Genomic DNA, 16,065 nt, shown 5'->3' with positions numbered 1-16,065 from the left:
CCGGAGGTGTTATTTTTATCTTATTTTTTAGCATAAGGCTTCTCATCGGCCTTCTTGGAAACTATGATAAAATTAGACCGACGGTTTTCCAAATGTTTCTGGTCGCTACATTTTACGCCATTGGAACATTCATTTTTCAAACGGTATTCACCATACCCGTTGGCACTTTCAATTCTATCCGCATCGATGCCTTTTGAAAGAAGGTAGCGTCTTGTTGATTTGGCACGATCGTCCGATAACTCCAAATTGTATTTATCGGTACCCCTGGAATCGGTATGGGATTCGATCTTGATCTTTATTTCGGGGAATTTCTCCATGGCAAAGAGCACCTTGTCCAATTCAATTTCCGCCCGGGCGGTAATATCAGATTTGTCGTATTCAAAATAAATCGGGTTCACCCTGATTTTCTCTACGTCGCCCTCTTTCTCTACCAAGCTATCAAAGGGGGTTAGGTAAATTTTATTATCGACAGATGGCGCTGCGGGGTTTTCACCCGTTTCTAGCACTATCGTTTCCTTAGAATAGCCCGCCTTTGAAAAGACGATCGTATTTTTCTTGTTGCAGGGAAGGGTAATATTGAAATACCCCATGGCATCGGTTCTGTGAACGACAATAAGTTCATCGACCGTATTTTTAAGTTCTATATTGGCTTCGGCTATCGGTTGACCTGTTTGTTGGTTCAACACATAACCCGAATATTCAAGACAATCGGTAGCCTTTACTTTTTCAAAGCGATAAATATCATCATCGCCCTTACCTCCCGCTCGGTTGGAAGCAAAATATCCGTTGCCTTTTTCATCTTCCCTTATGAACGAAAAATCATCCATATTGCTGTTCAAGGGTTTTCCTAGGTTCAAGGGCAGGGAATAATCGGTCTTCGAAGAAATTACCGACCCAAAAATATCCAAACCTCCTAAGCCGTAATGGCTATCGGATGAAAAATACAGGACGTCACCACTGATAAAGGGAAACATTTCCCTACCACGGGTATTGATCGCAGGACCGAGGTTCATGGGATCGGAAAGTACCTCTCCGTCATTGTTAAGGTCTACTACATAAATATCACTTTCACCATAGCCACCGGGCATGTTCGACGTAAAATACAGGTGTCTGCCATCTGGGCTCAAAGCCGGATGTCCGCAAGAGTAGTCTTTACTGTTAAAGCTCAATGAGGTTACATTGATAAGCTCGTTGTTGCTTATGGTTCCCCTTAAAATCTGCATGTTCGACAAGCCCTCTTCGTTGGCGCTGAGTTTATTCTTCTTTTTGAGATAGTTTCGGGTAAAATACACGGTTTGTCCATCCCAAGAAAAGGTCAGCGTAGCGTCATGGTAAGACGATTCAAGGTTTTCCAGATATTTTTCGGGTACATAACTCGCATCGCTAGGGCGGGTTATATACAAATCCAAATAAGGTTGTTTGTTCCAAGGGTATAGTTCCCCATTGGACTTGATAGTGTCACGTGCCGAGGCAAAGATCAACCCATCGTTAAAAAACATAGGGCCGAAATCTGATTTGATACTATTAAAAGCCTGGTTTACCACCTCGTATTTCTCTTTCTGTCCGAGCGTACTGTCCAAGTGTTTTTTCTGCGCCAACATCATGTTCAATCGCTTCTCATCGGTATAGAACTCCCTGAGCAATTCATCGGCCCTATCGATTTGCATGCTCGCCTTAAGGCTTTGCACCAGTTTAATAATATTGCCTTCTCCCACTTCCTTACCTTTGATCAGGTAGAGTTTTTCATACCATTTTACGGCTTCTTGATACCTATTCATATTAAAATAGCTATCGGCCAGGCGTTGTATGACATCAAGGGAAGGCCTTTTTTTTTCAGCGGCCAAATCACTGTACAGTTCTATGGCCTTGTCGAACTTAAAATCCTCAAAATAAGAATTGGCTCTTTCTTCCTTGCTCTGAGCAGTAACCATAAGGCATGTACCCATAAATATGTATAGTACTATTTTTTTCATGATTGTCGGTTTTTAGAAGAATCTTGGTGACAGTGCCCTTTTTTGGGCATTGAACAGGTTGTATTTGAGAATGATTTCGTGCGAACCATCGTTATAGCTTTTTAAACCGGTCGTAGAGTAATCATACGCATATCCGAGAAAGAAGCTTTTAGAAATGTGCAGACCGGCCAAGGCACTGATCGCGTCGTTATAACGATAGGCCAAGCCCAAGGCCAATGTTTCCTTGATCAGAAAATTACCCGACACATCTACGGTTATAGGCGCCCCTGCCACATGTTTTGTCAGAATGGCCGGCTTGAACTTCAAGTTATCGGATAGATCCAGAACATAACCTGCCATCAAGTAATACTGGCTTTTTCGGTCCGTTACCTCCACTTCGTCATCGTTGTAGATTTGCGAGTTCAAAAAATTGTGGGTAGATAGGCCAACATACCAGTTGCTACTATAGAAGTAGGCCCCGGCACCGAACACGGGTCGAATTTTATTTACGTTTTCTGCAAATACGGGATCTAGGCCGTCTTGGTAAATACCTTTGGACCAGTCGACTTTTAGAACATCGATCCCGGCATTGACGCCCAGCGATAGTTTGGTGGTATACCCTGTGGGTATCTCATACGCAAAGGTTCCGTTGACATCAAGGTCGTTTGCGGCCCCGATATTATCGTTAATGGCCGTAAGCCCAAGGGAGATACGTTCGCGTAATTTCCCCTGTACCGAAAGGGACTGGGTTTCGGGGGCACCGTCTATGCCGACCCACTGCGAACGATGCAAAAGAGTTGCCTCTAACGTACTGTTGGCCGAGTAGCCCGAATTCAATACGGCCGTATTATACATATATTGTGTGTACTGCGGAGGTTGTTGACCGTAGGCCACGCTCATTTTAAATGCGAGATAGCAGACCATAACTATCTTTATAGTAGTACAAAGTGCTTTCATAATAGGTAAAGGTTTGGTGTGAATAGTTAAAGAAAAGCGTGTTATCTGGCCAATTGCAGCCATCCGACGAGGTTTCTTTCTAGCTCAGGAATCGTAATGGAATAGTAATACGTTCCTGAAGGCAAATGATCTCCGCTGTTCAAAACGCCCTTGACATTTGCCAGCCCGTTCCAAGTATTTCGATAGTCCTTGGCCTTGTAGACAAGGTTTCCGTTACGGTTATAGACTTCCAAGGTATTGGAGTAATCTTCTATACATTGTATGGTAAAGAAATCGTTGAAGCCATCATTGTTCGGGGAAAACTCATTAAAAACCTTAAGACAGAATTCCTCTCCCATAACCACGCCACAGCTCTCTACCTCAACATTTTGAGAAAGCATTTTATTGGGGCTACATGTCGATTCATCTACATAGGAAACGCTGATCTGCGTATCGATCAACTCGGTCCACCTTACGGTCGCAAAATCATCGGTAGAAGTTCCGCCCTCTATGATTGTACCTCCTACAATTTCCCAAACATAATTTTGTTTATCGGCATTGGTCACATAGGTGTACGAACGGTTTTGACAAGCATCCTCGAATTCACCGGTCAATGTAATAGGTGTAGAACCATCATCGACCAAACTCGTGGTAACCACCAACCGCTGACTGCTTTCGCAAGCATTTTCGACCGCCGCAACATAATAGCTAAAGCCATCTTCTATGGGGGTAGAAGGATCGATAACATTTCCGCCCGAAGCACTGTCGTAGAACACTACATTGGTTTGGTCGGTTTGAATATCGCCTACTATGGGACTATCGCTTTCACAGAAAACTTGATCCGTGTTGTCGGTAGTCGGCGTTGGAACATCAATAATCTGAACACTAATCTGTACCCGTGCCAGTATAGAAGTAGGAATATCTAAAATTCCCGCAAAATAAACCTGTCCGTCGACCAAGGGTGTATTGGCATCAATTTGCAATCCTGCCACGAGGTCATCGAAGAAAACGATATCGTCAAGATCTACCTGCAAATCCGCTACGGTAGCAAAATCAGAGGCACAGAAAACCTGTAGCACATCGTCTATCACTAAATCAGGAAGGTCTACCGAAATTTCCGTGGAAACACTACAAAGAACACCTTGCAAAAAGGCTTCAAGGGTGTTATCTAGATCGGATACCAAGTCGAGTGCATCTACTGCAACGCTAAACGATGAATCGGCTCCCACAACGCCATTAAAAAGGTTTCCGTTTACGGCCAAGGAAATAGGTTCTCCTGCCACAACATCACCCGATACGGTTCCGGTTACATCTACCGTACTAGTACCATCAAAAATATCAAGGAGATTATCTAGGCTTATCAAAGTTTCAGAATCAATAGATACCGTCTTTGAAAAATCTACTACGTTGACCTCTACCGATTTCAAATCGCCAGAAACATTCTCGCAACCGGCCAAATCATCTTTCACCGACACAAAATACGTGTACGGAGATCCCACTTCGGTCAGCCCGGTTACGGTCAGAACACCATTGGAATCAATTTCGTAAGTAACCCCACCATCTACCATTCCATCGGTAATTTCGGTGGACTTTGTCCCATCAAGATACCAAGTAAAGCTTCCGTCTACCGTACTTGAAGGAACAAGTACTATATTGTTTGAAGAACATACAGGATTTTCGTTACCCAGAACCGTAATATCGGCTGCAGTCGGAATGGCAACGACATTTATTTCAACTTCAGTTCGAGGAGATTCCTCGGCGCAACCGATTTCGGCAGCGGCCACATAATATGTCGTGTCTGAATTTAAGACCGGTGTGGTAAATGCATCACCCGAGTTTAAGGTTGCCAATAGGTTTCCGTTGTGTTCGGCATCGTACCATCTCAACTCTGTATTGGTAGTGTTTTGAATTTCTGCAGTTATGCTAGTAGCCGAACCCGCACAGATATTTAGGTCATCTGCGGTAGCGGTGATTACAGGTGTTTCAGGAGCCCTGTACACATCGTAAAGTTTAATATTCTGATCGATACCGACACCGACTAAGGATGATAACCTCACCGTTACCCGATCTATAGGGGTTGCGGGATCAAAGCCAATAACGGCCGTTTGACCACTCTGTAACAGACCCAACAGGTCTAAATCCAATAAATTCGATAGACTCTCTGTATAGACAGGTGTTGCCGCACCGTTCTGACCGATTACCTCAATGGAGTTGGCTATATCCAATTGTAATAACGAAGGGTCGATAGCCATCTCTACATAGTAATAATCATCTGTATCTTCTGGGCTATTAAAATAAATCGTCTGTTCTATATTAGCTGCAACACCAATGATTCCAAGTCCTAACTTAGAAAAGGTATTGTTATCGCCATCAATGGCCAAATGTGGGTCGGTCACCCCTGCCCCCCCTAAGTCGAGAAGGTCTAACGATATGCCGCTACCACTGTACGAAGTAAAACTAGGAGCGCCACATGCGGTATCTCCATCTCCATAAAAAGAGCCGTAAACATCGAGGTCCCTAGTTTGACCCAATCCAATCAATGATCCGACGCTATTGGTCAAGCGAATCCTGTCATAGGCGCTTGTTGGGGTCACGGCAAGAAAATAGGTTCCTGTCTCGTCAATAACGACCCTTGCTTCATCAGATGCAAAAGCATTGACAATACCCGAATTCGATTGAAGGACAGTTGTATTGACATTACGGGCCTCAACAGTAAACTCTTGATTTCCGATAAGCAGCACCCCGACAATATCGGATAGTAAATTCCCTAGACTCCCACCCAATAGGCTAGAGAGCAAATTGTCTTCGGTCTCAATTTTTAAATAACTGGTAGTATTCGCCGGTAGTGTTGACGGATAGGCGAGTTCCAAATGTCCATCATAAGCACCAATTCCCAAAGCAATACCAGAATTCGCCCTGATAGTCGCATTGGTTGTTAAATCGGAACCTATGGCATTGTTAGATAGATCCACTTCGTTTTCACTAGTAACGGCACTAGTATAAACCCTATCTTGAGCAAAAGAAAAAAAGCAAACAAACGAGAAAAATAACAGCAAGTTTTGCTTTAAGGTAGTTTTACGTATCATAGGCAAAGAATGTTGGTTTAGGTCCTATAAAAAACTCCCTTGTCCTAAATGTTATTGCCTACGCTATTATTTTTACTCCATGAAATGCATGTTTTTTCGATGAAATGCACTGTTTTTAGCGTATTTTATTTCAAAAACGTAGTTCATCGAGCAGAAAAAAAAGCAAATTGTGCGTATTATTCCCTGAAAAACAATAATTTGGAAGGAAGTCATCGCATTTCCACCCCTTTTTCATCTCATTTTAGGCCATAAAAATGCCCCCTACTTCTGCGAAATAGGAGGCCAACCTAATATTGGTCCACTTAAGTGTATGGTATACCTTTATCTTATAGAAAAAACAACTGGGTAAAATAGAGTACCCCATTTTCGTCGGCGGTCACACTAACCGCCGTGTATTCAAATTTACCTTCCATAACCTTCTTATGAATCGGGCTATTTTTCCAAGCCTCAAGAATATCTTCGGCATTGGTAAAATCCATGCCCAAGTTTTCAGAAACATAATCGGCTTTGGCCTCTACAGATAATTTAGAAGCCCTTATATCAAAATTGTCATGGCTGATCTCACCTTCCGAAATCATATAAGTATTGTGATCATTTGCATAACTGTAGGCAAGCTCGCTAAACTTTAATGCATTCAGCCCGATCGACACCCTATATTCATTTACTACATCCATTACCTCTTTTTCTATATCGGAAACCGTTACTTCTTGATGGGTAGAAGAAACCGATTTGTATAGCTCATCTTCTTCCGGGGTTGAAGAAGAACATGAAGTCATTAAGACTGTAATTGCAATAAGAAGTAAAGTGTTGAATCGTACCATAACTTAAATGAATTTTATTGTTTCTTGTTTTGCTTAGACCTGAACGGCACATTGTACGGTCAAGTAGAAAAACAATACAAGTGGTACGCTTTACTCGTTAAAGCGTAAAAAACTATAAATCAGATACATACAAGTCGGTTTTAATGTTTTTTCATCGAATAAATGATGCCATAGGTCGGGAATTTGACCCTTAATCGGAGAAAGAAATTACTTGGGCGATACCCCTTGATCGGTGATATCGTCAAGGGGTCAAAAAGGAAGGCAAAAGACACTTCGGATATGTATTATGCCTATATACCAAAGATAGGTAGGAGGCTTCATCGGTAGGCCAAAAAAGTAAGCGCCAAGGGAAAGGATACCTCTTTTTTGGCATCTTTATATATAACAAAGAAGACCTCGCAAAACGAGGTCTTCTTTGTCAGTCTATTATATAGGTACTACGGTATAGTATTATAGTTCCAAATTCGGACTATTTGATCTGGTGTTCGATTTAGATACTAAACCTTAACTTCTTTTCAATAGCTACGATCATTTCGTTGGCAATGTCCTTTCCCGTTGCATTTTCAATACCTTCAAGACCGGGCGACGAATTTACCTCTAAGAGCAAGGGGCCTTTGTTCGAGCGAATGATATCGACCCCGGCAACGGCCAGGTTCAATACTTTTGCCGCCTTTTGTGCCAATTTGCGTTCTTCGGAAGTAATGCGGATAATGGAAGCCTTGCCGCCTTGGTGGATATTGGCCCTGAACTCCCCCTTTTCGGCCTGTCTTTGCATAGAGGCCACTACTTTTCCGTTGACGACGAAACAACGAATATCTTGCCCGTTGGCTTCCTTGATAAACTCTTGCACCAAAATATTGGTATTTACACTTTTAAACGCATTGATCACACTCTCTGCGGCCTTATTGGTCTCGGCGAGCACCACCCCCTTTCCTTGGGTACTTTCCAACAACTTAATGATCAAAGGTGCCCCATTGACCATTTTGATCAGGTCTTTGGTGTCCATTGGAGATTTTGCAAAGCCCGTAATAGGAATATGTATATCGTTCTTAGAAAATAATTGCGAAGCAAAAAGCTTGTCCCTTGACTGTGTAATGGCCTCGGCCGTATTTTGGCAATAGACCCCAAGGTTATCGAATTGTCGGAGCAATGCACAACCGTAAAAGGTAACCGAAGGCTTGATTCTCGGTATAACGGCATCAAAGGCATTTAGAATATTGCCCCCTCTATACCGTATTTCAGGCGAGTGGGCATCAAGCTTCATGTAAGCCAGTTCTACGTTCAGAAAAACAATTTCATGACCACGGGCCTCAGCGGCCTCCATGATACGCTTATTACTATATAGATTAGGGTTACTGGCCAAGAGGGCAATCTTTAACCCCGTTTTCTCCTTAAAATAGGGAGCGTATTTTTGATTAATGACCTCATCGTCAAAATCCTGTATCCGATAATTGAGAGCAGGGTTTACAATGTAACGTTCGTTCAGCGCCTCGCGCCCCAAAAGCATACGAAACTCCATGGTATCACGGTTGGCCAAGGTAAGCTCTATCTCAAAAGTATCGTCTCCGAGGGTCACCGCAGTACGTACTACCAAGCGCTCTTCTGAGATTCCTGAAGAACTTTTTACCATTCTACGGTCTACCAACCGCGCCTGACAGGGTATGGAAATACTTCGGTTTTCTTGAAGCGGGCTTACTTCAAACTTTACCCACTCTTGGGTGCCCTTCATAATAATCTTTATGTTGGTCGCTTGTATTGACGATGTTTTGGCCCCTGAATCCACCCTTGCCTTTATGGCCGGGATACCCAAATTTTCAAACACGCACCATTCTTCGCTTCCTATAATCTTTAAGTCGGTCAAACTATATTTTTTTTTTAAGTTCAAATATATCTTTTCTTCTATCCTTCAAATTCCGTACGGCCCCAAATTGGTTAAGTTCGCGCAGCAAATCGATATCTACGTCGGCTATCAGGATCATTTCGGTATTCGGTGTGGCCTCGGCCTTGACCCCATTGGTGGGGAAGGAAAAATCACAAGGTGTAAATACCATGGATTGGGCAAATTGAATATCCATATTCTGCACATTGGGCAAGTTGCCCACGCTACCGGCAATAGCCACATAGCACTCGTTTTCTATCGCCCTTGCCTGGGCACAATGCCGTACCCTAGAATAGCCATTTTGGGTATCGGTCAAAAAAGGAACGAACAATATATCCATACCTTCATCGGCCAACAAACGGCTTAGTTCAGGAAATTCGGAATCATAACAGATCAAGACGCCTATTTTACCACAATCGGTATCGAAAGCCTTCAGTTGGGTTCCACCTTGCATTCCCCAGACCTTGGCTTCGTCAGGGGTAACATGTAATTTTTCATAACGTTCCATACTACCATCACGTCGACACAAATAGCCTACGTTGTACAAACGGCCATCGATCATTTCAGGCATGCTTCCGGTTATGATGTTGATGTTATAGGATATGGAAAACTCAGAAAATTTCTGTACGATATCCCCCGTATGCCTAGCCAATTCACGAATGGCGTCGGAAGTGGACAAATGATTGTCCTTGGCCATCAAGGGCGCATTGAAAAACTCGGGAAACAGGGCGAAATCAGACCTATACCCTGAAACCGCATCGATAAAATACTCCGCCTGCTGCAGGAGTTCTTCCAAATCTCTATAGGGCCGCATCTGCCATTGTATAAGCCCTAAACGAATGACTTTTTTCTTGGTCGCCGCCTTTTTAGAAGGTTTTTGATAATAGATGTTGTCCCACTCCATCAGAATGGCAAAGTCACTCGAATCCTTATCGCCTTCCAAGTATCCTTTCATGACCTTAACGGGGTGAAAATCGTTGCTGATCTGAAAGTTCAGTACGGGATCGGCAATTTCCTTTCGGCGCACCTTGGCAATATATTCTTTTGGGGTGAGCTCGCCCATGTATTTATGAAAATTGGGCATTCTTCCCCCAAAGACAATACTCTTAAGGTTTAATTTCTCACACAATTCCTTTCGATAATCGTACAAGCGACGCCCCAATCTAAGACCGCGAAACTGTGGCTTTATAAAGACCTCGATACCGTAGAGCACATCGCCCTCATCATCATGCGTAGCAAAGGAATAGTTGCCCGTAATCTGCTCATAGGTGTGTTCATCGTCAAAACGGTCAAAGGCTACAATAATGGATAGGGCCACACCGGCCAACTGTCCATTTATTTTGATTACCACCTGTCCTTCCGGAAATTTATCGATAAGCGATTTTATCTGCTTTTCTTTCCAGTAGGATCCAGGCATATTGGCATAGGCCGATATCATGGCATCTTTGAGCTCTTGATAATCATCAAGGCTCAAAAACTTCAACTCTACATTCTCTATATCCTCTATATTCATCGAACGGGCATTAAGCGGTAATTGTTACTATGAAGAAATTTTGGAATAGAGCTAAGAAGGGGCCACTGCCCGAAGAACGGGCAACAAAGGTTTTGCGCAAACCGAAGAACGGCTCTAATCATCGTCTTGAGCCATATCTTCAGGGTCGGGCTCTATTACCGCATCTGGGTCATCTTCATCAAAATCTTCATAATCATCTTCGTCATAATTCTCCATAGTGTACTCAAGCTTCGCACTGATCTTCACCAAATATTTGGTGTCTTCGGTCAACACTTCAACAGCTTCTATACGTTCACCATTGGCATTTTTGAAGGAAATGATATTTCGATCATCATAACCATCAGGATAAGCCTCCACCAGAAGCTTCAATACTTCTGGGGTCAGCTTTTTAAAGTCTACGATGACGCGCTTTAAATTTGTGTTTTCTTTTCTACTACTCATAAGTCAAGAAGATAAGCAAAAATTAATGGCGCAACAATGGTTGCATCGCTTTCTATTATAAATTTTGGGGTATGGATATCTAGTTTTCCCCATGTAATTTTCTCATTCGGAACCGCACCCGAGTACGACCCGTAACTGGTGGTAGAATCACTGATCTGACAGAAATAGCTCCAGAACGGTGTATCGGTACGCTCCATATCTTGATAGAGCATAGGTACTACACAGATGGGAAAATCACCAGCTATACCTCCTCCGATTTGAAAGAAGCCGATACCGTTTTTAGAGTTATCGGTATACCAATCGGCCAAGAAGGTCATATATTCAATACCCGATTTCATGGTACTGGCCTTCAACTCGCCCTTTAATACATAAGATGCAAAGATATTGCCCATAGTACTGTCTTCCCATCCTGGGCACACAATAGGCAGGTTTTTCTCGGCAGCGGCGTACATCCATGAATCTTTAAGATCAATTTCATAATACTCCTCAAGCACCCCGGAAAGCAACATTTTATACATGTATTCATGTGGCAAGTAGCGCTCCCCTTTTTCCTCGGCATCTTTCCATATCTTAAAAATATGCTCTTGCAACCTTCTAAAGGCTTCCTCTTCGGGAATACAGGTGTCGGTTACCCTATTCAAGCCCTTTTCGAGTAAATTCCACTCATCTTGGGGCGTAAGGTCCCTGTATTCGGGAACGCGCTTGTAATGTGAATGCGCTACCAAATTCATGATATCCTCCTCTAGATTGGCACCTGTACACGATATGATCTGCACCTTGTCTTGACGGATCATTTCGGCAAAGATCTTGCCCAATTCGGCAGTACTCATCGCTCCCGCCAATGATACAAGCATTTTAGAACCCTTGTTCAATTGCTCTTCGTATGCTTTGGCGGCATCTACCAAAGCGGCAGCATTAAAATGCAGGTAATATTTTTCTATAAATTCGGAAATTGCTCCTTTAGTCTTCGTCATCATCAAATTTTAAACCGTTCGTACCTGTTTTGTAATCTACATCGTAAGTGTTGTCATATTCGTCATCTGCCGCCTCACTTATAAATTTGTAGCTTAGCATTTTATAATACAATTTAGCGGCAAGAAAATCTGAAGATTTATCCGTGGGATTAGGGCAGAGCTCCACAATATCAAAACCCACTACATTTTTCTCCTCAAATACCTGTTTTAAAAACTCCAAGGTCTCGTACCAAAAGAGTCCCCCTGGCTCGGGAGTTCCCGTAGAAGGCATGATAGAAGGATCAAAGGCATCAAGATCAAAAGTAATCAAGACATTGTCCGTCATGGCCTCGATTACCTTGTCCATCCAATACTCATCATGTACCATATCGTGGGCAAAGAAGGTTTTCTCCTCGTCCATAAACGATTTTTCTATAGCATCCATGGAACGAATACCTACTTGAATCAGATTTGTGGTCTGACTGGCTTCGTGAACGGCACAGGCATGGTTGTATTTTGTACCTTCATACGACTCGCGTAGGTCGGCATGGGCATCGATCTGCAAAACGGTAAGATTATCGAAACACTCATTAAAAGCGCGGATCGTACCTATCGAAATGGAATGCTCCCCCCCGAACAAGGTTACGAACTTATTACGTTTAATATAATCTTTGGTCTGTTTATGAACAGCGTTTACCACGGCTTCGGGCGAGCTGTTCTCGGTTATGGCCTCGGCCAAATAAATACCTTGCCCATACACCTCGCTATCGGTTTCGATATCGTAAAGCTCCATGTTCTCGGAAGCCTCTAAAAATGCTTGAGGGCCCTTATCGGCACCTTTGCCCCAAGTACTTGTTCCATCATAAGGCACAGGTATTAAAACTACCTTGGCCGTTTCTAATTGTGCGAATTTGTCGGGAATGCCCGCATAATTCTTTGTTGTGCTCATCTTGATTGTTGAAGTTTATACGTTTGATGTAATTGCATGTTCGATAGTAGTATCGCTGGTGTCTACGGTAGATTTATCCGCTTTATAACCCAAAATGTCCAATAGGTCTTCCGCCTTTTGTTGGGGACTAAAAACCTCATAGGTAAGATTGCCATCGGCATCCTTATCTATCAATATATGTTTAGGCTGGGGAATCAAGCAATGCTGAAGTCCACCATAACCGCCAATGGTCTCTTGGTAGGCCCCTGTATTGAAAAAGCCTATATACAATGGTTTATCTCGTTTGTATTTGGGCAGGTAAATAGCGTTCATGTTCTGCTCGCTATTATAATAATCGTCGCTATCGCAGGTCAAACCGCCCAAAAGCACGCGTTCGTACTCGTCGTTCCACCGATTGATGGGCAACATGATAAACCGCTTGTTAATGGCCCAAGTATCGGGTAAAGTGGTAATGAAAGATGAATCGATCATATTCCATTTTTCGCGGTCGTTCTGTTGTTTTTGGTAGAGAATTTCATAAATGGCGCCGCCGCTCTCACCTACGGTAAAACTTCCGAACTCCGTAAAAATATGGGGAACCGGCACATCGGCCTCTTCGCAAGTAATATTGATCTGGTTCAAGATTTCGTTGATCATATATTGATAATCGTACTCAAAGGCCAAGGAATTCTTGATGGGGAATCCGCCCCCAATATTCAAGCTATCCAAAGAGGGACAGATTTTTTTCAAACGGGTGTACACTTTTAGACATTTTACCAACTCGTTCCAATAATAGGCATTGTCACGAATACCGGTATTGATAAAAAAGTGAAGCATTTTCAGCTCTACCTTATCGTTGTCCTTGATTTCGTTTTCGAAAAACGGAACAATATTCTTATAGCCAATTCCTAAGCGAGAGGTATAGAACTCGAATTTAGGCTCTTCCTCAGAAGCTATTCGGATCCCAATTTTAAAGGTATCGTCTATAACGTCGGATAAAAGTCCGATTTCTTCGTAATTATCGATGATGGGGATACAGTTTTTATGGCCCTTGTTGATCAGCCTTGCGATATTATCTATATACTGCTCGCGTTTAAAACCGTTGCAGATAACATAAGCACTATCTTTTAGCTTTCCATCGTTTTTCAACTGCTCTACGATATTAATATCAAAGGCCGAAGAGGTCTCGATATGGATATCGTTCTTGAGCGCTTCGTGCAAGATATGCTGAAAGTGCGAACTTTTGGTACAATAACAATAGTGGTATTTGCCTTTGTAGGCATTCTTTTCAATAGCGTTCGCGAACCAATTCCTCGCCCTTCCGATATTCTCTGAAATTTTAGGCAAGTAGGTGAATTTTAGGGGGCTCCCAAATTTTTCCACCACATCCCTAAGCGGTATGTCGTGAAATTTCAAGTGTTCGTCCTCAAGGGTAAATTCTTCTTGAGGGAAAAAGTACGTTTGATCGATTAGATCGATGTATTTTGTATTCATTGCGAATTCTTGTGAATGAAAATCGGTATATTTTTTTACTAAGGTGTGCCGTAAAGATTAAAAAATTGTTACCGATGGTGTCATATAAGAATTTGTTCCTGAGTAGTAGGAATGAAAAAATAGTTGTGCTGGCTTTGCACAATAGTAGTAGAAAAATCGGAAGTTAGCTTTAAAATCCGGCCGCCCATCTGATGGGTTGCTATGAGATTTGACTTCCTAATCTCCCATAGCCCGAACATAGAAACACGTTGCATAATGTTCAGCTAAAAGCTCTAAACGTCTTTAGTTTTGAAGCGCTAAAGACAAGACAAATGAAAACAAAAAAAAATTAAAATCAAGAATTTTCAAAAAAATTACGACAAAGCGTGAAAAAAAATTTTTAAAGGAGGCCAAAAAGCTAAGAATACGGCGTAATTACCTTATTTTTAAACCATTAAAAACCATCAACAAATGAAAACGACAATCAAAATTGGGACAAAATGTATGGTCTTATTCCTCATTTTGGCCACGACCCATCTTGTGAGCGCCCAAATGGCATCAAAAAGTTACCTTTTTGAAGAGCACATCGACCAAAAAAACATCACCCATGAGCTTCATATCAACGATGGTTACCTTGTACATACGATCTATGAAAAAAGTCCGCCCCATTTTATAACGACCCGTGGAGGTTTTGTACAAGTCGAAGGTAATCGCCTCATTGTCGATTTGGAATTCAATTCCAATTACGAAAACGACCAACTGAAGACACTACAGATTCCCTTCGAACAAAAAGAGGATGCCCTTGTTCTTGAACTGAAACCGAACGCTACTTTTAAACCGATTGCCTCCCTAACACAAGCCTTGGACGGAAAATGGCTTTTTGCCACACGTGGCCCCGATACCGGTCAAGAGCGAAGAGGCGAAGAAAACCCTAGAAAAACACTCAAACTACTTATGAACGGACGCTTTCAATGGATTGCCTACCATACCGACAGCATGAAGTTTTTTGGTACGGGCGGAGGTTCCTTTAGTTCAAAAGATGGCCATTACACCGAAAACATAGACTTTTTCTCAAAAGACGATTCCCGTGTGGGAGCGACCTTAAAGTTCAACTACGAACTAAAAGGAAACGATTGGCACCATACCGGAAACAATAGTAAGGGAGAACCCATGTACGAGATTTGGACCAAGAGGAAAAACTAAAATTATTAAGAACAAAACGGCATAACAAGATGAGTTATCAACAATTTATCTGATGAAAATTTTATAATTGATTAAAAAGCACACAATGTAAGCCTTTATGCATCGTTATAATCGGACAATCATAATTAATGATGGTATGAACCCCCTTACGAAAGAACAGATAGAAGAACTTAAAGAAAAGCTAGAAGAAAACAAAAAAAGGATAAACGAATTGGTCAAAAAATTCGATGTCTATAAAATATAAAAGCCCCTAATTAAAAGGACTTACACTTATTAGGGCTTAAGCCCCCTTATAAAACAATAATTTAAGATAGCGACCTCAGCAAGAATCGCACCTCATTCGCTTAGCTCTTAATTTAAAAGCTTATAAAATATTCTGTTCGAATGCCAACGATTTTTGAACGTCTTCGGTCATTCTGTTTCCCTTCTTGCAGATAGGTAAAATGACATCAACCGATTAGACTACTTTCTTAATTACCAAAGGCTTAAAACTTAAGATTCAAATTATTAGGCGATGAGCAATCCAACCTATATTATCGCTATTGTTAGAAGAATTCCCATCATTGACAAAATCAACAATTACCCTTTCGAGTATTTTGGTTTTTCTCGCTAAAACACCTCCAATCGTCAGGTCTATTTTGATGCCTATTTTCAATCCTTCTTTCTAGGCTTCAATTTCATTCGATTAAATTATACCTACTCCGATTACCTAGGGTCTTAATAGCGCCCACCATATTAAATACAAACACATTACTATCGGCTCCCAAGTATATTAAGATTGTTACGGATCAAGTCATAAAGTTGTGGGATTTTATCTTTAGGCAAAAATATTAGTTAACCTAAATAAGAAGAACTCTACGTTTCTAACACCTCTGAATTG

11 protein-coding genes are annotated in these 16,065 nt (G+C 42.0%); 1 reads left to right on the top strand and 10 read right to left on the bottom strand.

Translation table 11 applies throughout. From position 1 onward, the window contains the following. Window positions 1-20: 20 nt before the first annotated feature. The 10 genes from BW980_RS19415 to BW980_RS19370 all read right to left on the bottom strand — a co-directional run bounded on the left by BW980_RS19415 (window position 21) and on the right by BW980_RS19370 (window position 14,003). Window positions 21-1,973, bottom strand: a complete 1,953-nt coding sequence (locus tag BW980_RS19415; protein ID WP_076456824.1) for an OmpA family protein — start codon at window positions 1,971-1,973, stop codon at window positions 21-23. A gap of 12 nt (window positions 1,974-1,985) precedes the next feature. Next, window positions 1,986-2,909, bottom strand: a complete 924-nt coding sequence (locus BW980_RS19410) for a PorP/SprF family type IX secretion system membrane protein (protein ID WP_076456823.1) — start codon at window positions 2,907-2,909, stop codon at window positions 1,986-1,988. 41 nt (window positions 2,910-2,950) lie between these two features. Next, on the bottom strand, window positions 2,951-5,974 hold the full coding sequence (locus BW980_RS19405) for a T9SS type B sorting domain-containing protein (RefSeq protein ID WP_076456822.1): 3,024 nt from the start codon (window positions 5,972-5,974) through the stop codon (window positions 2,951-2,953). A gap of 326 nt (window positions 5,975-6,300) precedes the next feature. Next, a complete protein-coding gene (locus BW980_RS19400) occupies window positions 6,301-6,795 on the bottom strand; it encodes a CAP domain-containing protein (protein ID WP_076456821.1) in 495 nt (164 codons plus the stop codon). A gap of 490 nt (window positions 6,796-7,285) precedes the next feature. Beyond that, window positions 7,286-8,656: a 30S ribosomal protein S6--L-glutamate ligase gene (gene rimK / locus BW980_RS19395; RefSeq protein WP_076456920.1), complete on the bottom strand. Its 1,371-nt coding sequence runs from the start codon at window positions 8,654-8,656 to the stop codon at window positions 7,286-7,288. 1 nt (window position 8,657) lies between these two features. After that, the gene (locus BW980_RS19390; RefSeq protein WP_076456820.1) at window positions 8,658-10,187 is read right to left on the bottom strand and encodes a bifunctional GNAT family N-acetyltransferase/carbon-nitrogen hydrolase family protein; all 1,530 of its coding nucleotides are present in this window, start codon (window positions 10,185-10,187) and stop codon (window positions 8,658-8,660) included. A gap of 114 nt (window positions 10,188-10,301) precedes the next feature. Further along, window positions 10,302-10,628 carry a hypothetical protein gene (locus tag BW980_RS19385; RefSeq protein ID WP_076456819.1) on the bottom strand — a complete coding sequence of 109 codons (327 nt, stop codon included), beginning with the start codon at window positions 10,626-10,628 and terminating at the stop codon, window positions 10,302-10,304. Next, window positions 10,625-11,602, bottom strand: coding sequence for a deoxyhypusine synthase family protein (locus BW980_RS19380; RefSeq protein ID WP_076456818.1), 978 nt, complete (start codon window positions 11,600-11,602; stop codon window positions 10,625-10,627). The genes BW980_RS19385 and BW980_RS19380 overlap by 4 nt, the downstream gene beginning before the upstream one ends. Beyond that, window positions 11,589-12,530, bottom strand: coding sequence for an agmatinase (gene speB, locus BW980_RS19375; RefSeq protein ID WP_076456817.1), 942 nt, complete (start codon window positions 12,528-12,530; stop codon window positions 11,589-11,591). The genes BW980_RS19380 and speB overlap by 14 nt, the downstream gene beginning before the upstream one ends. A gap of 15 nt (window positions 12,531-12,545) precedes the next feature. Then, complete coding sequence (locus BW980_RS19370; protein WP_076456816.1) at window positions 12,546-14,003, bottom strand: type III PLP-dependent enzyme domain-containing protein; 1,458 nt, start codon at window positions 14,001-14,003, stop codon at window positions 12,546-12,548. 450 nt (window positions 14,004-14,453) lie between these two features. On the opposite strand from BW980_RS19370, the gene BW980_RS19365 reads away from it, so the two are divergent. Beyond that, a complete protein-coding gene (locus tag BW980_RS19365) occupies window positions 14,454-15,185 on the top strand; it encodes a hypothetical protein (RefSeq protein ID WP_076456815.1) in 732 nt (243 codons plus the stop codon). Window positions 15,186-16,065 lie beyond the last annotated feature (880 nt).

The sequence above is a fragment of the Zobellia uliginosa genome (genome assembly GCF_900156625.1).
Taxonomy (GTDB): domain Bacteria; phylum Bacteroidota; class Bacteroidia; order Flavobacteriales; family Flavobacteriaceae; genus Zobellia; species Zobellia uliginosa.
This window is presented reverse-complemented; position numbering and strand designations above follow the sequence as displayed.